Consider the following 18,961-nt stretch of genomic DNA (forward strand, 5'->3'; position numbering starts at 1 on the left):
GAACATCGGCGAGATCTTTCGCCCAAAGACCTGGGTCCCCGCTTTCGCGGGGATGAGCGGTGAATTGAAATGAGCACCATGAACACCGTCGGCCGCCCGACCGCCCCGAACGCCGTCGATCACGACTACAAGCACCCGACCCTGACCGGCGGCCGCGGCCTGCTGCAGAACGAAGCCCTGATCTTCGAAGGCGAAGGCTGGGGCAAGACCGGCGTCGACCTGCCGGAACCCAAGACCGACGGCTCCGACCTGGGCGACCTGGTCCGCACGGACCCGATCGGCCTGCCCGGCCTGTCGGAGCCCGAGGCCATGCGCCACTATGTGCGGCTGAGCCAGAAGAACCACGCCATCGACCTGGCCATCTATCCGCTGGGCTCGTGCACGATGAAGCACAACCCGCGTCTGAACGAGAAGATGGCCCGCCTGCCCGGCTTCTCGGACATCCACCCGCTTCAGCCGCAATCGACGGTCCAGGGCGCGCTGGAGCTGATGGACACCCTGGCCCACTGGCTGAAGACCCTGACGGGCATGCCCGCCGTGGCGCTTTCCCCGAAAGCGGGCGCCCACGGCGAACTGTGCGGCCTGATGGCCATCCGCGCCGCGCACGAGGCCTCGGGCCAGCATGGGAAGCGCCGCAAGGTTCTGGTGCCCACCAGCGCCCACGGCACCAACCCGGCCACCGCCGCCTTCGTCGGCTATTCGGTGGTCGAGGTCGCCCAGACCGAGGACGGCCGCGTGGACGTCGCCGATCTGGCCGCCAAGCTGGGAGACGACGTCGCCGCCATCATGGTGACGAACCCCAACACCTGCGGCCTGTTCGAGCGCGACATCCTGGAGATCAGCCGCCTGACGCACGAGGCGGGCGCCTATTTCTACTGCGACGGGGCCAATTTCAACGCCATCGTCGGCCGGGTGCGCCCCGGCGACCTGGGCGTCGACGCGATGCACATCAACCTGCACAAGACCTTCTCGACGCCCCACGGCGGCGGCGGGCCGGGCGCGGGTCCGGTGGTGCTGTCGCAAGCCCTGGCCCCCTTCGCCCCCGCCCCCTGGGTCGTGCATGACGACGGCGGCTATCGCCTGGTCGAGCGCGAGGAAGACGAGGCCGAGCAAGCCTTCGGCCGCCTGTGCGCTTTCCAGGGCCAGATGGGCATGTATGTGCGCGCCCTGTCCTACATGATGTCGCACGGCGCCGACGGCCTGCGCCAGGTGGCCGAGGATGCGGTGCTGAACGCCAACTACATCAAGGCCCGCCTGTCGGACCTGATGAGCCCGGCCTTCCCCGACGGCCCGTGCATGCACGAGGCCCTGTTCGACGACGAATGGCTGAAAGGCACGGACATCACCACGCTGGACTTCGCCAAGGCGATGATCGACGAGGGCTTCCACCCCATGACCATGTATTTCCCGCTGGTCGTCCACGGCGCCATGCTGATCGAGCCGACGGAGACGGAGTCCAAGGCCGAACTGGACCGCTTCATCGAGGCGATGCGGGCCCTGGCCGGGGCCGCCAAGGCCGGCGACGTGGACCGCTTCAAGGGCGCCCCCTTCCACGCCCCGCTGCGCCGCCTGGACGAAACCCGCGCCGCCCGCCAGCCGGTGCTGCGCTGGTCCGCGCCGAAAGGCTCAAACCAGGCGGCGTAAGCTCGGCTTTCACCCTGCGGAGGCGGGTGAGACCGGCGGCCGCCCAGGTCGACCGTGGCGGCCGCGCCACAGGCGACAGGCCCAGGCGATACATGACCAAAGCTTCATTCGTCGGACACCGATCCGACATCGATTCCGCGCGTTAACAGGTTGTGGCAAGGTCGTCACGGTCGCCGTTTCCTTTCCCGACGAGGGATCGCGCGGTCGTGGCGGCCGTTGTCATGACCGCCCTCCCTTCCCATCTGGCGCATCCGTGACCGCTCTGCCCGTTCCCTTCGTTCCGCCGTCCAAGCCGCGCAGCCGCATGCTGCGCGCGGTGCGGCGCTGGGCGCTGATGACCGGCGGGCTGCTGGTGGTGCTGCTGGGCGTGCTGATCGCGCCCCTGCCCGGACCGGGCGGCGTCCCCGTCATCGCCGTCGGCCTTATGCTGATCCTGAAAAGCTCGTTCTGGGCCAAGCGCCAATTCATTCGCGCCCAGCACGCTCGGCCGAAATGGGTCTATCCGTTCCGCCGCCTGATGCGCAGGAAGCCCGAGTTCGCCCCTGTCTTCTGGCAACAGGCGTTGCGGGCCGAGAAGGTGGTGGTCAAACGCTCCAGCCGACGCCTGTCGCGCGGCCGCAAACAGATGCGGCGCTATTTCCGCAAGCTGTTCCGCTAGTTATCGGCCATCTCGCGGTTGCGTTGCTGCAACCGCTAACCACGGCATCGTGAACGCCGCTTCCCGCCGTCAGGCGTATTCTGCCTGCGCGTTATCAGAGAACCACTCAAGGCGTTGGGAGGCGCTAAGGTCATGATGTCACGCGTACAAAAGGGTCTGGTCGCCGGCGTCGCGGCGACGGCGGCCGCCTCGTTGCTCGAAATCCCCAATCTGTTCCTGAACTGGTTCGACCCGTTCCAGGGCGTCATCGCCTCGATGATCGGCATGCCCGGCAATCTGGCGGTGGGATGGGTGATCCATCTGATCAGCGGGATCTTCGTCCTGGGGCCGCTGTTCGCGGTCCTGTGCCCCCGGCTGCCGACCGACACGCCCGAGACCAAGGGCATCGTCTTCGCGGTGGGCGCTTGGGTCATCATGATGGGGGCTATCGTCATGTTCGGGAACTATCGCACCTTCACCGCAGGCGCGGGCTTCGGCACCTTCGCCTGGCTGCTGATCACCCATGCGGTGTTCGGCATCGTGCTGGGCAATGTCTACGCCCGGCTGGTGGCCCGCGAGAAGCGGATGGGCGCCTCAGTCATCGGCGGCGCGCCCGCCCACTGAGCCGGCGTCCGAATCGACCAGCAAAAAGGCCCCCGACGTCGCCGTCGGGGGCCTTTGTGTTTTTGACGCCCGGAAGGGCTCAGTTCAGGCGGTCCCCGATCTGGGCGATGGCGCCGTCCACCAGAGGGTCCTTGGCGCCCGAGGCCAGGCGCGCGGCCAGAATCTGTTCGGCGGACCTGGCGGCCAGGTCGGCGGCGGCCGCCTTGACCTCGGCCGCGGCCTGGGCCTCGGCCTGGGCGATGCGGTTCTCGGCCATGGTCTGGCGACGCGCCAAGGTCTCTTCCAGCTTGGCCTTGGTCTCGGTCTCCAGGCGGCGGGCGTCGGCCTCGGCCTGGGCCAGCATGTCGGCGGCCTGGGCCTCGGCCTCGGCCTTCTCCTTGCGGATCTGGGCCAGCATGGCCTCGGCCTCGGCGCGAAGGCGAGCGGCCTCGTCCAGGTCGGACTGAATCTTGGCGGCCTTGGCGTCCAGGGCGGCGGCGGCCATCTTGGGCACGCCCGCGACGACCAGAATGCCCAGGAAGATCAGCAGGCCGACGCCGACCCACAGCTCCGGGTTCGACAGGCTGTAGAAATGTTCGAATTCGAGGAAGGCGGGCATGTCAGGCGGCTCCCTTGACCGCGGCGATCTCGGCGGGGGTCGCGGCCTTGCCGGTCAGGCGTTCGACCATGGCGGTCGCGGCTTCTGCGGCGATGGCCGCCACATTGGCCATGGCGGCGTCGCGCGTCTTGCCGATGGCGGTCTCGGCCTCGGCGATGCGGGCGTTGACGACGGCTTCCTCGGCGGCCTGGCGGGCGTTGGCCTCTTCGGTCACGCGGGCCTTGGCGGCGGCGGCGGTCGCACGGGCGTCGGCGCGGGCCTTGGCGACCTCGGCCTGAGCGGCGGCGGCCTGGGCGGCGGCCTCGGCCTGGACCTGACGCGCGGCGGCCACGGCGTTGGAAATGGTGTCGGCGCGCTCGTCCATCACCTTGCGCATGCGCGGGGCGAAGATCTTGGCGACCAGCAGATACAGGACGAAGAACAGGATCAGCAGATAGACGATCTGCCCGAACCAGTGCTGGGCCTCGAACTGCGGCAGACCGCCCGCTTCGTGCTCGGCGGCGGCGTGGGCCGTGTTCTCGGGCACGTGTCCGGTTTGGACCGCGACAGAGGCGGCGTCTTCCACCGAAAGGACCGGCGGCGGGGCTGAAGAGTGAGCGGCCATGTTCATCCGTCGTGAAAACAGTCGCGGCGGCGCGGACCTTCAGCCCGCGCCGCCGCCGGTAGCAGGTTCAGGCGATCAGCCCAGCCAGGCCAGGATGCCCAGAACGAAGGCCAGGATGCCCAGGGCTTCGACCAGGGCGGCGCCGACGAACAGGTTGCCGACCTGGCTGGCGGCGGCCGACGGGTTGCGCAGGGCGCCCGCCAGGAAATTGCCGAAGATGTTGCCCACGCCGATGGCCGAGCCGAGCATGCCCAGGGTGGCCAGGCCGATGCCGAAATACTTGAAGGAGGCGGCGTCCATGATGAAGTCCTATTCAGTCTTGGTTGGTTGGTTATTCGGACTAGAACCCGGCCTTAATGGCCATGTCCCAGGTTGACCACATCGTTGAGATAGATGCTGGCCAGAACGGCGAAAACGAAGGCCTGGAGGAAGGCGACCAGGAACTCCAGGGCGGTCAGTCCCACGACCATGCCCAGCGACAGGCCCGCGACCGGCAGGCCCAGAAGGCCCAGCCCCCCGGCGGCGGCCAGGCCGCCCATCGACACGACGAAGCCGGCGAAGATCTTCAGCGCGATGTGGCCGCCCAGCATGTTGCCGAACAGACGCAGCGCCAGGGTGACGGGACGCAGCAGGAAGGACAGGAACTCGATCAGGCCCACGACCGGGCGGATCGCCAGCGGCGCGCTGGTCGGCCAGAACAGCAGGAAGAAGCCCAGGCCGTGTTTGGCGAAGCCGATGCCGATGACCAGCAGGATGGTGATCAGGGCGAAGGTTCCGGTGACGGCCAGTTGCGAGGTGGCCGTGAAGGTCAGGAACAGGCCCAGGATGTTCATGCCCAGCACCAGCAGGAAGATGGTCAGGACGAACGGGAAATATTTGCGGCCCTCGTGGCCGATGATCGACCCGGTCACGCCGTCGATCAGGTCGAACATCTGTTCGCCCGCCGCCTGGACGCGGCCGGGCACGATCTTGGCGTTCGACGTCACCAGGGTCAGCAGAGCCACGACCACCACGAAGACGATGGTCATCGCCAGGTGCGAATTGGTGAAGGCCAGGCTGGTCTCGCCGACGATCGGCAGGTTGACCGTGCCGAAATCAAGCCCTTCCAGGGGCGTGACCTTGAACTGATGAATCGGATCGGCCATGGGCCTTATCGGTCCTCGTCTTCGTCGGCGTCGTCGAAGGGAACGGACTTCGCCACGCCCCCCGCCGCCTTCGCCTGCGCCATCAGCCGGTTGGCCGTGCGGCGCGCCATGTAAATCGACAGGGCGAAGCCCAGAAGGACCCCGCCGATGATGCCCCACGGGGTGATTCCGAGGAATCGGTCCGCGAGAAAGCCCAGCGCCAAGCCCACCAGCACCCCGCCGACCAGGTCGGCGATGATCTTGTAGGCCTCACCCGTCACCTTTTGGGCGGCCAGGTGAGACGACTCCTGCTGAGCATGGCGCGCCTCAAGAGAGGATGCGCTTTCGTTGAGGCGTTTGATCGCCTCTTCGCGCGATTCCGTCATTGGGGACATGCCTGAACTGCTCGGCCCCGATCGACGTTCGAACGGGTCTGAATTCGGCGCGGAAACTAATCGTGAGCGGCCAGGAGGTCAAGGCGTCGTGATCGCGGCTTAAGTGATTGCTCGTGCTGACTTTTTATCAGCCAAGGTCAAGCCGTGACGATGCGCCGCTGTCGCGGGCGGCGGAATCTCGCTCAATGCCCGTCGCCTTCCGATGGCGATGGGCGACGCAAACCACTAGGTTGCGGCCATGAACGCCCACGTCCCGCCGCCCGCCGCCCCGCTTCGATCGATCTCGGTCCGCCTGGCGACGCCGCGCGGCTTCTGCGCCGGTGTGGACCGGGCCATTCAGATCGTGGAGCGCGCCATCGAGAAGTACGGCGCGCCGGTCTATGTGCGCCACGAGATCGTCCACAATCGCCATGTGGTCGAGCGGCTGAAGGCCATGGGCGCGGTTTTCGTCAAGGAACTGGACGAATGCCCGGACGACCGGCCGGTCGTATTCTCGGCCCACGGCGTGCCCAAGTCGGTCCCCGCCAGCGCCCGCGCGCGCGAACTGCTGTTCCTGGACGCCACCTGCCCGCTGGTGTCCAAGGTCCATGTCGAGGCCGAGCGTCATCATGCGGCCGGTCGCCACATCGTCCTGATCGGCCATGCGGGCCACCCGGAGGTGATCGGCACCATGGGCCAGCTGCCGCCCGGCGCCATCACCCTGGTCGAGACCGAGGAGGACGCGGAACGATTCCAGAGGCCCGGCGACGCCCCCCTGGCCTACGCCACCCAGACCACCCTGTCGGTGGACGACACCGCCGGCATATTGAAGGTGCTGAAGCGCCGCTTCCCCGAACTGCCCGATCCGCACAAGGAAGACATCTGCTACGCCACCACCAACCGCCAGGATGCGGTCAAGGCGCTGGGCGAAGGGTGTCAGCTGGTGCTGGTGGTCGGATCGAAGAATTCGTCCAACTCGGCCCGGCTGGTCGAGGTGGCGATGCGGGCCGGGGCGCGCGCCGCCTATCTGGTCGACGACGCCTCCCAGGTGGACTGGGCCTGGTTCGACGGGGTGGATACGGTCGGCGTCACCGCCGGGGCCTCGGCGCCCGAGCCCCTGATCGCGGCCCTGGTCGACGCCATCGCGGCCCGGTTCGACGCCACGGTGTCCGAGGATGCGGGCGCCCAAGAAACCGTCACCTTCAAGCTTCCGCGCCTGCTGACGGCCTGAGGCGGCGAGGCGCATCATGAGTCGACAGAACGAGGTTTCCCCATGAAAACGCCTGTCCTGGCCGCATTGCCGCTGCTGGCCGTCGCCGCCTGCGCCAGTGAGACGCCCGAGCCGCGCCCCATCGGCATGCCCAATCCGGCGTCCAAATACTGCATCGACATCGGCGGGCGCAGCGAGAGTCGCACGGCGGCGGACGGCGGCCAGTTCAGGGTCTGCATCCTGCCCGACGGCCGCACTGTGGAGGAATGGGACCTGTTCAGAAGCGCCCATCCCCGCCCCTGAGGGCGCGCAACGCCTCCAGGCGACAGGCTTGGCTTGCAGGCCGATGAAGACGACGTGAAAGCGAGGCGGCGTCAGCGATCCTCGGCCACGAAATCCTGGGCGAATTCGGGCGCATCCTCTTCGATCGGCAGGCCTCCGTCCTCGTCGTCGGCCTCCAGGGCGCGGCTGGGGTCCGGCGTCTCGAACCCGACGGGAAGCGAAAGGTCCAGAAGGCCCGCCGCCTTCATTTCCTGAACGCCGGGCAGATCATGAAGGGTCGCCAGGCCGAAATACTCCAGGAACCGATCCGTGGTCGCATAGGTCACGGGCCGTCCCGGCGTCCGCCTGCGCCCCCTCAACCGCACGAACCCCATCTCCAGCAGCAGGTCCAGCGTGCCCTTGGAGATGCTGACGCCGCGCACGCTCTCGATCTCGGCGCGGGTCACGGGCTGGTGGTAGGCGATGATGGCCAGGGTCTCCAGCGCGGCCTTGGACAGGCGGCGAGGCTCCTCGCGCTCCTGCGTCATCATGAAGGCCAGGTCCGGCGCCGTGCGGAAGCGCCAGCGGTCGGCGACGCATTCCAGCTCCACCCCCCGACCCTCGTAGCGGGCGCGCAGCCCCGCGATGGCGCGCGCGACATTGCAATTTTCGGGCAGGCGAGCGGCGATCTCGGCGGCCGTCAGCGGCCCGGCGGCGGCGAACAGCAGGGCCTCCACCCGCCGCTCGATCTCGGCCTCGTCGGGTTGGAAGGCCAGGTCAGACATCCCCCTCTCCCTCACCGTCATCCTCGCCCTTGTGGCGAGGATCCAGACTCACGGTATTTGCGTGCGCGCAACCATGCTCGACACCGGGAGTCTGGATCCTAGGGACAAGCCCTAGGATGACGGATTCAGGGTGACTGAAAGGAGCGGCCATCACGGCGTCAACTCCAGCGGCTGGCCCGGTCCGCGGCGTTTCAGATAAAGGTCCGCGAACGCCTGCGCCTGTCGGATGTCCATCGCCCCCTCCTTCACCAGTTCCAGACTGGCTGACAGGGTCGAGGCGGTAAAGCTCGCCTGGCTGGGTCCGTCCTGGTCCTCGCGGCGGGGCGCAACCTTGTCCAGCGGGGTCCAGTCGGCCAGTTTCGGCATGATCTCGCGCAGCCAGTCGCGCGCGGCCTCCAGTGGAAAGGCCTCGACCCGCTGGCCGGGGGCGTAGCGCCTGGCCTCCTCGCGCCGCCGCTGCACCACATAGGCGCTCATCAGTTCGTACAGGCTGGCCTCGATCCGGTCGGAGGGCGTGATCACGGTCGCCTCGGGGTCGCCGCGCGTGAAGACGTCGCGTTTCAGCTGGGGCCGGGCCATCAGCTGTTCGGCGGCGTTGCGCATCGCCTCCAGCTTCTGCAGGCGAAAGGCCAGGGCGGCGGCCATTTCTTCGGCGGGCGGTTCCTCGGCCTTGCCCTTGTCGGTGCGCGGCAGCAGCAGGCGCGACTTCAGATAGGCCAGCCACGACGCCATCACCAGATAATCGGCCGCCAGGGCGAAGTTGCGCCGCCGCGCCTCGTGCACGAAGGCCAGATACTGTTCCGCCAGATGGGTGATCGACAGTTTCAGCAGATCGACCTTCTGGTTCCGCGCCAGGGCCAGAAGGACGTGCAGCGGCCCTTCATAGCCGTCCAGATCGACGACGAAGGCCTCGCGCTCCTCGACCGCATCGACCGCGTCGAAGTCCAGAGTGGGCTGGAAGGCTTCAGACATTGTCCGGGCCTACCGCGCTTCGCGCTACTTGAGGCCACGACGTGCCGATCACGCCTGCGCCTCGCCCACGTCCGGTCCCTTGGCGACGTCCATTCGACCGCCCAGCGCCTTGAAGAAGCGGTCGTGCGCCGCGACGGGGTCCAGCGGTTCGGGCGCCCGCACGATGCGGGCCAGCGCCGCCTCGGCCCGCGCCCTGGCCTTGCCCTTCAGCCGGCCGGTCCCCTCGGCCACCGCCTGCATTTCCGCCAGGTCGCCGTTGCAGTGCACGACCACGTCGCAGCCGGCCTTCAGCGACCGATGCGCCCGCTGACCCAGATCGCCGCTCAGCGCCTGCATCGACAGGTCGTCGGTCAGGATCAGGCCCGAAAAGCCCAGATGCTCTCGCATCGTGCGGACCGCCTTCTTCGACTGGGTCGCCGGCCGTTTCCCGTCGATGGCGGTGAAGACGATGTGCGCCGTCATGGCCAGCGGCATGTCCGACAGGGCCTTGAACGGGGCGAAGTCCCAGCCGTCCAGCGTTTCGAAATCCGCGTGGACCGTCGGCAGGGCCTTGTGGCTGTCGGCGAAGGCCCGACCGTGTCCCGGCATATGTTTGATGCAGGGCAGCACCCCGCCCGCCAGCAGCCCCTCCGCCGCCGCCCGGCCCAGCAGGCCGACCACTGCGGGATCGGCGGCGTAGGCGCGGTCGCCGATGATGTCGTGGGCGCCGGGCGCCGGCACGTCCAGCACCGGCAGCAGATCGACGGTGATCCCGACCTCGCGCAGATCGTGCGCCATCAGACGCGCGCCCAGCCGCGCCAGTTCGCGCGCGCCGTCCAGGTCGTTCGCCGCCTTCAGATAGGCGGCGCCGGGCGGATATTTCGGCCAGTGCGGCGGCCCCATACGCTGGACCCGCCCGCCCTCCTGGTCGATCAGCACGGGCGCCTGGGCATCGCCGACGGCGGCGCGCAGGTCCTCGGTCAGCGCCCGCACCTGTTCCGGCATGTCGATGTTGCGCCGGAACAGGATGAAGCCCCACGGCCGCGCCTCGGCGAAGAAGGCGCGTTCCGCCTCCGTCAGCCGATGTCCGGCGCAGCCGTAGATGGCGGCCGAAGTCACCGAACGATGCAGTCCCGGCCCGCCGCCTTCAGCGCGTAGCAGAAGGCTGTGGCTCGCTCGCGCGACAGGCCCGAGAAAGCGGTGCGGTACAGGGTCGATCCGCTGGAGGTCGTCACCTCGGTCACGCGCTTTTCGGCGCCCGAGGCGTACTGGCCGAACCGGCCGGCGACCGCGGCGTATTCCCGGTCCGCGATCTCGGTCGAGGAGAAGGCCCCGATCTGGACCGAGGCCGAACCGCGCGCGGCGGGGGCGGCGGGCGCGGGCGTCGCGGCCGGAGGCGGGGCGGCGGGGGCCGGACGCGGCGCGGGGGCCGGGGTCGCCGGGGTCGGGGCCTTGGCGGCCGGCAGGCCCTGGCCGGTCGGGGCGACGGGCGGCGGGGCGGCGGGACGCGGCTGGGGCGTCTCGGGCGGCGGGGTGAAGGTCACGGGCGCGTCGGGCGTCTCGGTCTCGTCGCGATAGACGCGCACCCCCTCGGCCGGATCGATCGGCTGGGCGTCGATGGGCGGCGCCGTCTTCATCTCGCCCACGGGCTGACCCACGGCCGGCGGCGCGTCGGTCGAGGCGCGCATGCCCGAGCGATAGAAGAAGATCACCGCCACGATCAGCAGCAGCAGGACCACCGCGCTGACGATCAACGTCACCGGCGGCGCCTTGCCCCCGCCCGAGCCGCCCGAGCCAGAACCAATGGCGCGGCCGCTGCGCGGATCATAGCTGTTGCGACGGAACGGCAGGTCGTCGTCGGTGGGGGGCGTATAGGCGCCCCGGCCCGGCTTGTTGTCGTCTTCGAATGACATGGTCGCGCTCCGCCGTCTGTCCGGCGCGAATCGGGCGCCGAACGTTCACTTTACGCCCCCACGTCCGTCTTTCGAATCACAGATCGAGGGCGAGGTCGAGGCTGAACAATTTCTGGTGGACTTCTATGGCGTAGCGGTCCGTCATGCCGGCGATATAGTCGCAGACGGCGCGCGCCCGTTGCGTCCGGTCGCTGGTCATGGCGGGCGTGCCCCATTCGGGCGGCATCACCTCCGGCTCGGCCATGAACAGTTCGAACAGTTGCGACAGCACCCGCCGCGCCTGGCTGCGCGTGCGGTTGACGCGGTAGTGGCGATACATCCGCTCGAACAGGAACTTCCTCAAGACGGCCAGGTCCAGGTGCATGGCCTGCGAGAAGTCGACCAGGGTCCGTTTCGCCGTCCGCACGTCCTCGGTCGTGACGATCCGGTCCTCCTCCAGCCGCCGCCCCGTTTCGGCCAGCACGTCCTCGACCATGACGCCGATCATCCGCCGAACGGCCTCGATGCGCAGCATACGATCGTCGATCGTGGGCCAGTCGCGACGAACCTCGGCCAGCATCGGCCCGATCAGCGGCACCTGATCCAGGTCCGACAGAGTGAACAGGCCCGCCTGCGCCCCGTCGTCCACGTCGTGGTTGTTATAGGCGATGTCGTCGGCGATGGCGGCGCACTGGGCCTCCAGCGAGGCGAAACTGTCCAGCCGCAGGTCCCAGCCCGCCTCTCCGCCCGCGCGATAGGGCCGCACCACCGACCAGGCCGGTTCGTCCAGCCGATGCGCCACCGGCCCGTTGTGCTTGACGACCCCCTCGACCGTCTCCCAGCTCAGGTTCAGCCCGTCGAACTGCGGATAGCGGTTCTCCAGCTCGGTCACGACGCGGAAACTCTGGACATTGTGGTCGAAGCCGCCGTGCCCGGCCATCTGCACCACCAGTTCGTCCTCCCCCGCATGGGCGAACGGCGGATGGCCCAGGTCGTGGGCCAGGGCGATGGTCTCGGCCAGGTCGTCGTCCAACCTGAGCGCATGGGCCAGCGACCGCGCGATCTGGGCCACCTCCAGCGAATGGGTCAGGCGGGTGCGGTAATGATCGCCCTCGTGCGCCACGAAGACCTGGGTCTTCTCCTTCAGCCGCCGGAACGCCGTCGCATGGATGATCCGGTCGCGGTCGCGCGCGAAGGCGGTGCGGGTGCGGCTGGGCGCCTCGAAGAAGCGGCGGCCCTTCGTCTGATCGGCGCGTTCGGCGTAGGTTGCGAGTTCGATCTGGCTCAAGTCATCAACTTTGCTGAGGCGGGGCCTTTGCGAACGCCCGCCCGCGCCTCATATAGGCAGGCGTGAGCACCGTCCAATCCACAGAACCGTCCACACCCGCCTTCACCGTCGCCCAACGCGCGCCGGAAGGCATCGTCCTGGCCGCCAGCGCCGCCAGACGCCTGGCGAAACTGGGCGCGGCCGAGGGCAAGGCGCTGATGCTGCGCGTCGCGGTCGACGGCGGCGGCTGTTCGGGCTTCCAGTACCGGTTCGAACTGGTGGAAACGGCCGAGGACGACGACCTGCGCATCGAACGCGACGGCCAGGCCGCCCTGGTCGACCCCGTCTCCATTCCCTTCCTGAAGAACGCCGAGATCGCCTTCGTCGACGAACTGGCCGGCGCCCAGTTCGTGGTCCGCAACCCCAACGCCGCCTCCAGCTGCGGCTGCGGCGTCAGCTTCTCGATCTGACAGGCAGAGGGCCTTCCCCTCCTCGTCGTCCTCGGCGCAAGGCCGAGGGTGACGGCCGGTTACACTAGGTTGAACGTCATTCCGGGGCGTCCGAAAGACGATCCCGGAACCCAGGAGGCGGACGTCAGGCCTTGGAGGCGTTCAACAGCGCGACTGCGGCCCTGGGTTCCGGGTTCTTCGCTCCGCTCAGCCCCGGAATGACGCGCCGAGACACCTGTCATGAATGTCGATGAACCAATCCGCCGACCCACCGCTTGCATTTAGTCAATTCCCTAATTAGGGATGCGCCTATGAACACCTTGTTCAAGGCCCTGTCGCATCCGGTCCGCCGCCGCATCGTCGCCATGCTGCGCGCGGGTCCGCTGGCGTCCGGCGACATCGCCGCCGCCTTCGACATGAGCTGGCCCACCATCACAGGCCATCTTAACGCCCTGAAGGACGCCGGCCTGGTCAGCCCCGAGCGCGAGGGCCAGACCATCCGCTATCGGCTGGAAATTTCCGCCGTCGAAGAGGCCATGGCCTTTCTGATGGACATTGTTGGAACCGGAGAGGCCGCCCCCGCCCTTTCGCACGCCGCCAAGGCGCCGCGCCGATGAAGGATCGCCTGTCGCTGCTGGATTATCTGACCGTCGCCGTCTTCGCCGTCCAGGCGGGATTCGCCCTGCACGTCGGACTGAACGGTCCGACCGAAAGGGTTCTGCCCATACATTGGAACGCCGCCTTCGAAATCGACGGATGGGCGTCCGGCCAAGAGTTCGCCGTGCTTCTCGGCGGCATGGCGGTGATTGGTCTGATCTCTGGCGGCGGTTTGGGCTTATACGCGATGCGCGCATCCATCTCTGGCGAATCGCCACGCGCCCGCACCCTGCGGATTGGACAGGGCGTGATCGCTTTCACCGTCGCCATCCTGGGCTTGACCATATCCGCTCAGACCTTCGGCGATCTGCCACCCGAAGGGACAGCGAGACTGTCCATGGCCGGCTTGTCGCTGATCCTCTTTGGAACCGGCGCTTTCCTCGGCCGCGTGGCGCCCAACCGGCTCGTCGGGGTGCGCACGCCCTGGAGCTACAAGAGCCGGCTGGCCTGGGACCGATCCAATCGACTGGCGGGACGGCTGCTCTTCCTTTTGGGCTTGATCGGGCTGTTCACAGCGCCTTGGACGCCTCAACCGGCGGGAACCCTGTCCCTGATCGCCGCCGCACTTGTCGCCGCCGCTCTATCGACCTTCGAAAGCTGGCGCGTGTGGCGCGCCGATCCGAACCGCCGGCCCCTCTGACCCGTTCCAAGGACACCGCCCATGTTCAGTCTCGCCGCCGCCCTCGCCGTCCTGGCCGCCGGTCCCGTCTCGACCGAGATCGCCCTGCCCGCCCAGCCCGCGCCGCTGCATGGAACCCTGCTGACGCCGTCGGACGCCTCGGCCGCGGCCGTCATCCTGCCGGGATCGGGTCCGACCGACCGGGATGGGAATAGCCCGATGGGCGTCGCGGCCGGGACCTATCGCCTGCTGGCCGAAGGTCTGGCGCAACAGGGGATCGCCACGGTCCGCATCGACAAACGCGGCATCGCCGCCAGCGCCGCCGCCGGTCCGGCCGAGGCCGATCTGCGGTTCGACGCCTATGTCGCCGACGCCCGCGCCTGGGCCGCCGAGGCCGCCTCGCGCGCGGGCCTGCCCTGCGCCTGGCTGATCGGCCATAGCGAAGGCGCCCTTGTCGCGCTGAAGGCGGTTCAAGGCGGCCCGAACGCCGACACAGACAAGATCTGCGGCCTTGTGCTGCTGTCGGGCGCCGGTCGCCCGGCGGGCGCGGTGCTGCGCGAACAGATGGCCGCCGTTCCCGAGCCGATGAAGACCCAGGCCTTCTCGATCCTGACCGAGCTTGAGGCCGGCCGGGCCGTCGCCGATACGCCGCCCGCGCTGGCGGCCCTGTTCCGCCCCTCGGTCCAGCCCTATCTGATGTCGTGGCTGCCGCTGGACCCCGCCGCCCTGATCGCACCCTACGACGGCCCGGTCTTCATCGGGCAGGGAACCACCGACCTCCAGGTCGGCGTCGCGGACGCCCAAGCCCTGGCCGCCGCCGATCCCAGGGCCACGCTGAAACTCTGGGACGGCGTCAACCACGTCCTGAAGACCGCCCCCGCCGCCCGCGCCGCCAACCTGGCGACCTACGCCGATCCCGCCCTGCCGCTCGCGCCTGGCGTCGCGGAGAATGTGGCGGCGTTCATCAAGGCGCACTGACTGGTCCTTCCCACAGCGCGAGGGATCAATCCAACGCGCCCCGCGCCTGATCCGCCAGCGCGAAAAACCTTTCCCTGACCTCGGCCGCGAAGGGGTTGTCGCGTTCGATGGCGCGGAACACCGCCGGGCTGTCGTGGCGGACCATGTCGACGGCCTGCATCAGCCGGTCGAAGCTGGCGGTGGTCATGCGCGTCGGCAGGGGCTCCATCGCCATCAACACGCGGGCGATCAGGTGGGTCAGGCCCTGGACGACGGCGGCCTCGCGGTCGTGATCCTCGGGGCTGACCTGAAAGACCTTCAGCCCCAGGGCACGGCGGCAGAAGGCGGCGACGCGGCGGGCGTCCTTTCCACCCCGCACTTCGCACACGGCGATCCGCAGTCCGGCGATCCCGTCCTTGCCGCTCTGGGGGCCGAACAGCGGGTGGGTTCCGACGACTCTCACGCCGGGCGGCAGCCTCTCGTCCATCAGCCGCGCCGGCTTCACCTTCACCGATCCCACGTCGATCACGAGGGCGTCGGGGGACAGATGCGGGCGGATCGCGTCCAGCGTCGCCTCCAGCGCCTCGACCGGCACGGCCAGGATCACGACGGGACAGGCGGCGGCGGTCGCCAGCTCGGTCAAGGTCGCCACGCCCTCTCCGTCCGTCGCCGCCGGATCATGGGCCTTGATCTCGAACGACGGCGACAGATGCCGCGCCGTCAGCCGCCCGAAGGCGCCCAAGCCGATCAGGCCGAGGCGGGGCTTTTCAAATAGGGTCACGCCCACGCCCCCACTCCCGTCATCCTAGGCCTTGTGCCTAGGATCCAGAGACTCCGTCGAAGACGGTGCGCACCACCGACCACCGGGCGTCTGGATCCTCGGGACAAGCCCGAGGATGACGAAAGAAAAGAGAGCCTCACAGCGTCTCCATGAACCGCACCGGCCGCCCGTGCGCCGATCCGATCAGTTCGCCGTCCTGCATCACCACCCGGCCGCGCACGACGGTCGCCATCGGCCAGCCAGTCGCCTCGACGCCGTCGAACGGGGTCCAGCCGCAGCGCGTCGCCTGCTGGTCGTGGGTGATCGTGCGCTTCGCCTTCAGATCGACTATGGTCAGGTCGGCGTCATAGCTGACCGCCATCCGCCCCTTGTTGGCCGTGCCGAACACCCGCTGCGCCCCCGCCGAGGTGAGGTCGATGAACCGTTCCAGCGACAGTCGCCCATTGGCCACGTGCGTCAGCATCAGCGGCACCAGCGTCTGCACCCCCGGCATCCCCGAAGGCGAGGCCGGATAGGGCTTGGCCTTCTCCTCCTTGGCGTGCGGCGCATGGTCGGAGCCCAGCACGTCGGCCACGCCCTGCTGCATCCCCCACAGCCACAGGGCGTCGACGTGCTCCTGCGACCGGATCGGCGGGTTCATCTGGGCGTAGCTGCCCAGCCGCTCATAGGCTTCCGGCGCCACCAGCGTCAGGTGCTGGGGCGTGATCTCGACGGTGGCGACATCCTTGTGGAATCGCAGATAGTCCATCTCGTCCTTGGTCGTGACGTGCAGGACGTGGATGCGCGCGCCCGTCTCCTTGGCCAGACCGACCAGACGGTGGGTCGAGCGGATGGCGCTCTCGGCGTCGCGCACCTCCGGGTGGCTGGTCCAGTCGCCGGTGCGGGCCAGGCCGCGGCGCTCGACCAGGCGGTATTCGTCCTCGGAGTGGAAGGTGGCGCGCCGGCGCACGTTGGACAGCACCTTGCGCACCCCGTCATCGTCGGCGATCAGCAGGTCGCCGGTCGAGGCGCCCATGAAAACCTTGACCCCGCAACAGCCGGGCAGCCGCTCCAGCTCGCCCAGGTAGTCCGCATTCTCATGCGTGCCGCCGATGTAGAAGGCGTGATCGGTCCACATCCGATCCTTCGCCCGCGCCAGCTTGTCGGCCAGAGTGTCGGGGTCGGTGGTGTTGGGGTTGGTGTTCGGCATTTCGAACACGGCGACGACCCCGCCCAGGGCTGCCGCGCGGCTGCCCGTCTCCAAGTCCTCCTTCCACTCCAGCCCCGGCTCGCGGAAATGGACCTGGGTGTCGATGACGCCCGGCAGGACCGTCAGGCCGGTCGCGTCGAAAGTCTCCCCCGCCGAGGCCTGGCCCAGGTCGCCGATGAAGGCGATCTTGCCGTCGATGACGCCCACATCCGCCAGCCCGCGTCCGGCATGGTTCGCCACCTCCCCGCCGCGCACGATCAGGTCATAGGTCTGGGTCATGGGCGTGTCCTGTGTGACGGGTGGCTGCTTCTAACCTTCCGGTCATCCCCGCGAAAGCGGGGACCCAGTTCTTTCGTTCGCAAGTCCTGTCCGAGATCGGCAGACGGGATGAATATCGACGCCGGGTCGCCCAAAGCGCTGGGTCCCCGCTTTCGCGGGGATGAGCGGAAAAGAGAGGGCCTAACCCCGCACCTTCAACACCCGTATCGCCGCCTTCAGCACCCGTTCCCACGGCAGGTCCATCATGTGCTGGATGGCTTGGTTCAGGCGGGGGTCCAGGGTCTTGAACTCCTGATAGCTGCGCGGCCCGCGAACGGCCTGGCCCTTCCAAGGCCCGCGCGTCGTCTCGTCCGAAGGGCCGAAGACCGCCACCGTCGGAACGCCCGCCGCCACGGCCAGATGGGTCCAGATGGAGTCCGCCCCGACATAGAGCGCCGCCTGCGACAAGGCCGCCGCCGTCTGCAGCCGCGTCAGCCTGCCCTGAAGTTCGATAACCCGCGCGCGCGGCACGGCGTAGCGGATGGTGTGGGCGGCCTCGCGGTCCACCTCCTCGCCCACGATCATCAGCCGCCCGCCCGCCAGGGGCCCGTCGTCGGCCAGCAGCTGGGCCGCCACCTTGGCGTAGCGTTCGGCGGGCCAGCGCTTGCCCATCCATTCCACGCCCGGTCCGACCGCCAGGATCGGCCCCTCTCCGCCCGATGCGGGAAACAGCGCCCTGGCCTCGGCCAGGGTCTGTTCCGAGAAGAACAGGCGCGGCGCCGGCGTCTCTTCCGGCTCCAGCTTCAGCACCGCGGCGGCCGCCTCGACGGCGTGCAGGCCGGGCTGCGCCTTGCCGCGCACCGCCCGCCGCTCGCGCCGCAGCTTGCCCGACAGGTCCGAGCCGCGCATGTCCACGACCAGGCCCCATTTTGTCCCGCGCACCTGGTTCCACAGGGCGATCCATTCGAAATGGCCTTCGCGCTCCAGCACGATCAGCTTCGTCAGGCGCGGCGTGTCGGCGAACAGCGGCGCGCTGGCGGCCGATCCGACGATGGTGAAGGTCGCCTGGGGCAGGCTGTCGACCAGATGCGCCAGCACGCCTGACGACAAGACCGCGTCCTCGGCGTCGGCCTCGGCGATGTACAGGATGGGGAACCGCCCGATCATGGGCTCAGGACTACAGGGATTCTATCGCAGGTTCAGCGCCAAACGACTGTTTCCACAGGCGGACGTCCTGCGTTACAGCGACGCGCATGAGCCATCTCCCCGACCCCGCCGCGACCGCCGCCCTGGAACGCTTCAAGGCCCAGCGCGTCACCGCCCCGTATAGGCTGGACCTGATATCGAGGGGCGCGACCATCTCCTACGAGGACGGGACGGCCGTGGACATGGTCTCGGAAAAGGCGCGGCTGGAGGCGGTCGTGGCCGACATGGACCGCCGCATCGCCCGGCTGGAGCGAACCTTCGACGCAGATCGCCAGGGGTGAGCCTGCCCCTTCTGCCCGAACGGACCTGCGGCGGCTGCGTCGAATGCTGCCGGGTCATTCCGCTGGACCTGCCCGAACTGGCCAAGCCGACGGGCGAACTGTGCGCCTATTGCATCGACGGCGCCGGCTGTTCGGTTCACGAAATCCGGCCGAACGCCTGCCGCGTCTGGTTCTGCCTGTGGCGCGTGATCGAACTGGACGAGCGTTGGCGGCCCGACCGCAGCGGCGTGATCGTGCGTCCCGACGGGATCGAGGACGGGATCATCACCCTTTATGTCCTGCGCCGCTCGGACTTCCTGGCCTCGACTGACCTGTTCGTCACCGTCGCCGGCTGGATCGCAGAGGGGATACAGGTCGCGCTCAGCATCCCCGGTCCGGTCGGAACCTATCCGGCGCGCGCCGTCGTCACCGACTGGCTGCTTCCTGCGGTCGAGGCCGGCGATCCGCAGGCCTTCCTGACCCGCGTGATCCGTTCCCTCGACAAGCTGGCCGAACATGACTTCCAGCCCGACGGCGTCGTGGCGCGCTATGCGGTGGTTTGACGCGAAGGTTCTTCATCCTGTGCCTTGCGCCTAGGATGACGGACAGGGGGA

General features: G+C 68.7%; 24 protein-coding genes. 11 read left to right on the plus strand and 13 right to left on the minus strand.

What is annotated here, in order from left to right:
- Positions 1 to 69 precede the first annotated feature (69 nt).
- The 3 genes from gcvPB to DI624_RS03790 all read left to right on the plus strand — a co-directional run bounded on the left by gcvPB (position 70) and on the right by DI624_RS03790 (position 2,905).
- Positions 70 to 1,644: an aminomethyl-transferring glycine dehydrogenase subunit GcvPB gene (gene gcvPB / locus DI624_RS03780; RefSeq protein WP_291536097.1), complete on the plus strand. Its 1,575-nt coding sequence runs from the start codon at positions 70 to 72 to the stop codon at positions 1,642 to 1,644.
- 253 nt (positions 1,645 to 1,897) lie between these two features.
- Positions 1,898 to 2,302 carry a hypothetical protein gene (locus DI624_RS03785; RefSeq protein WP_291536098.1) on the plus strand — a complete coding sequence of 135 codons (405 nt, stop codon included), beginning with the start codon at positions 1,898 to 1,900 and terminating at the stop codon, positions 2,300 to 2,302.
- A 132-nt stretch (positions 2,303 to 2,434) separates the two neighbouring features.
- Positions 2,435 to 2,905, plus strand: a complete 471-nt coding sequence (locus DI624_RS03790; protein ID WP_291536099.1) for a DUF6789 family protein — start codon at positions 2,435 to 2,437, stop codon at positions 2,903 to 2,905.
- A gap of 79 nt (positions 2,906 to 2,984) precedes the next feature.
- Here the strand turns inward: DI624_RS03790 and DI624_RS03795 are convergent, their stop codons facing one another.
- The 5 genes from DI624_RS03795 to DI624_RS03815 form a co-directional block, all read right to left on the minus strand.
- Entirely contained in the window at positions 2,985 to 3,503 is a 519-nt protein-coding gene (locus DI624_RS03795; RefSeq protein ID WP_291536100.1) for a F0F1 ATP synthase subunit B, read from the minus strand.
- Position 3,504: 1 nt separating this feature from the next.
- Complete coding sequence (locus tag DI624_RS03800) at positions 3,505 to 4,107, minus strand: hypothetical protein (protein ID WP_291536101.1); 603 nt, start codon at positions 4,105 to 4,107, stop codon at positions 3,505 to 3,507.
- Between the two features lie 75 nt (positions 4,108 to 4,182).
- Positions 4,183 to 4,407, minus strand: a complete 225-nt coding sequence (locus tag DI624_RS03805) for a F0F1 ATP synthase subunit C (RefSeq protein ID WP_087119802.1) — start codon at positions 4,405 to 4,407, stop codon at positions 4,183 to 4,185.
- A 53-nt stretch (positions 4,408 to 4,460) separates the two neighbouring features.
- The gene (locus DI624_RS03810) at positions 4,461 to 5,252 is read right to left on the minus strand and encodes a F0F1 ATP synthase subunit A (protein ID WP_291536102.1); all 792 of its coding nucleotides are present in this window, start codon (positions 5,250 to 5,252) and stop codon (positions 4,461 to 4,463) included.
- Between the two features lie 5 nt (positions 5,253 to 5,257).
- Complete coding sequence (locus DI624_RS03815) at positions 5,258 to 5,617, minus strand: AtpZ/AtpI family protein (protein ID WP_291536103.1); 360 nt, start codon at positions 5,615 to 5,617, stop codon at positions 5,258 to 5,260.
- Between the two features lie 247 nt (positions 5,618 to 5,864).
- Between DI624_RS03815 and ispH the strand changes: the two genes are divergently transcribed.
- Together ispH and DI624_RS03825 are read left to right on the plus strand one after the other, a co-directional pair.
- Entirely contained in the window at positions 5,865 to 6,836 is a 972-nt protein-coding gene (ispH, locus tag DI624_RS03820; protein WP_291536104.1) for a 4-hydroxy-3-methylbut-2-enyl diphosphate reductase, read from the plus strand.
- 42 nt (positions 6,837 to 6,878) lie between these two features.
- Positions 6,879 to 7,118, plus strand: a complete 240-nt coding sequence (locus DI624_RS03825) for a DUF333 domain-containing protein (protein WP_220675483.1) — start codon at positions 6,879 to 6,881, stop codon at positions 7,116 to 7,118.
- 71 nt (positions 7,119 to 7,189) lie between these two features.
- Here DI624_RS03825 and scpB read toward each other — a convergent pair whose 3' ends face one another.
- From scpB to DI624_RS03850, 5 genes are all read right to left on the minus strand, one after another.
- A complete protein-coding gene (scpB, locus tag DI624_RS03830) occupies positions 7,190 to 7,861 on the minus strand; it encodes an SMC-Scp complex subunit ScpB (protein ID WP_291536106.1) in 672 nt (223 codons plus the stop codon).
- A 150-nt stretch (positions 7,862 to 8,011) separates the two neighbouring features.
- Complete coding sequence (locus tag DI624_RS03835) at positions 8,012 to 8,833, minus strand: ScpA family protein (RefSeq protein WP_291536107.1); 822 nt, start codon at positions 8,831 to 8,833, stop codon at positions 8,012 to 8,014.
- A 48-nt stretch (positions 8,834 to 8,881) separates the two neighbouring features.
- Complete coding sequence (gene nagZ / locus DI624_RS03840; protein WP_291536108.1) at positions 8,882 to 9,931, minus strand: beta-N-acetylhexosaminidase; 1,050 nt, start codon at positions 9,929 to 9,931, stop codon at positions 8,882 to 8,884.
- Entirely contained in the window at positions 9,928 to 10,725 is a 798-nt protein-coding gene (locus tag DI624_RS03845) for an SPOR domain-containing protein (protein WP_291536109.1), read from the minus strand. The genes nagZ and DI624_RS03845 overlap by 4 nt, the downstream gene beginning before the upstream one ends.
- A 76-nt stretch (positions 10,726 to 10,801) precedes the next feature.
- On the minus strand, positions 10,802 to 11,992 hold the full coding sequence (locus DI624_RS03850) for a deoxyguanosinetriphosphate triphosphohydrolase (protein ID WP_291536110.1): 1,191 nt from the start codon (positions 11,990 to 11,992) through the stop codon (positions 10,802 to 10,804).
- Positions 11,993 to 12,054: 62 nt separating this feature from the next.
- Here DI624_RS03850 and erpA point away from each other — a divergent pair, with 62 nt between their 5' ends.
- The 4 genes from erpA to DI624_RS03870 all read left to right on the plus strand — a co-directional run bounded on the left by erpA (position 12,055) and on the right by DI624_RS03870 (position 14,674).
- Positions 12,055 to 12,441 (plus strand): iron-sulfur cluster insertion protein ErpA, encoded by a 387-nt coding sequence (gene erpA, locus DI624_RS03855; protein ID WP_291536111.1) that lies wholly within the window; start codon positions 12,055 to 12,057, stop codon positions 12,439 to 12,441.
- A gap of 290 nt (positions 12,442 to 12,731) precedes the next feature.
- Positions 12,732 to 13,037, plus strand: coding sequence for a metalloregulator ArsR/SmtB family transcription factor (locus tag DI624_RS03860; protein WP_291536112.1), 306 nt, complete (start codon positions 12,732 to 12,734; stop codon positions 13,035 to 13,037).
- Positions 13,034 to 13,717 (plus strand): SdpI family protein, encoded by a 684-nt coding sequence (locus DI624_RS03865; protein WP_291536114.1) that lies wholly within the window; start codon positions 13,034 to 13,036, stop codon positions 13,715 to 13,717. Before DI624_RS03860 ends, DI624_RS03865 begins: the two co-directional genes overlap by 4 nt.
- 21 nt (positions 13,718 to 13,738) lie before the next feature.
- Entirely contained in the window at positions 13,739 to 14,674 is a 936-nt protein-coding gene (locus DI624_RS03870) for an alpha/beta hydrolase (RefSeq protein WP_291536116.1), read from the plus strand.
- 25 nt (positions 14,675 to 14,699) lie between these two features.
- On the opposite strand, the gene DI624_RS03875 is transcribed toward DI624_RS03870, so the two are convergent.
- The 3 genes from DI624_RS03875 to DI624_RS03885 form a co-directional block, all read right to left on the minus strand.
- Positions 14,700 to 15,440 (minus strand): prephenate dehydrogenase, encoded by a 741-nt coding sequence (locus tag DI624_RS03875; RefSeq protein ID WP_291536117.1) that lies wholly within the window; start codon positions 15,438 to 15,440, stop codon positions 14,700 to 14,702.
- A gap of 130 nt (positions 15,441 to 15,570) precedes the next feature.
- Positions 15,571 to 16,902, minus strand: a complete 1,332-nt coding sequence (locus tag DI624_RS03880) for a dihydroorotase (protein WP_291536118.1) — start codon at positions 16,900 to 16,902, stop codon at positions 15,571 to 15,573.
- A gap of 180 nt (positions 16,903 to 17,082) precedes the next feature.
- Entirely contained in the window at positions 17,083 to 18,048 is a 966-nt protein-coding gene (locus tag DI624_RS03885) for a glycosyltransferase family 9 protein (protein ID WP_291536119.1), read from the minus strand.
- An 86-nt stretch (positions 18,049 to 18,134) separates the two neighbouring features.
- On the opposite strand from DI624_RS03885, the gene DI624_RS03890 reads away from it, so the two are divergent.
- Together DI624_RS03890 and DI624_RS03895 are read left to right on the plus strand one after the other, a co-directional pair.
- Positions 18,135 to 18,368, plus strand: a complete 234-nt coding sequence (locus tag DI624_RS03890; protein ID WP_291536120.1) for a hypothetical protein — start codon at positions 18,135 to 18,137, stop codon at positions 18,366 to 18,368.
- On the plus strand, positions 18,365 to 18,910 hold the full coding sequence (locus tag DI624_RS03895; protein WP_291536122.1) for a hypothetical protein: 546 nt from the start codon (positions 18,365 to 18,367) through the stop codon (positions 18,908 to 18,910). Before DI624_RS03890 ends, DI624_RS03895 begins: the two co-directional genes overlap by 4 nt.
- The last annotated feature ends 51 nt before the right edge of the window (positions 18,911 to 18,961 follow it).

Origin of the sequence: Brevundimonas sp. (assembly GCF_003248455.1) — a bacterium.
GTDB lineage: Bacteria > Pseudomonadota > Alphaproteobacteria > Caulobacterales > Caulobacteraceae > Brevundimonas.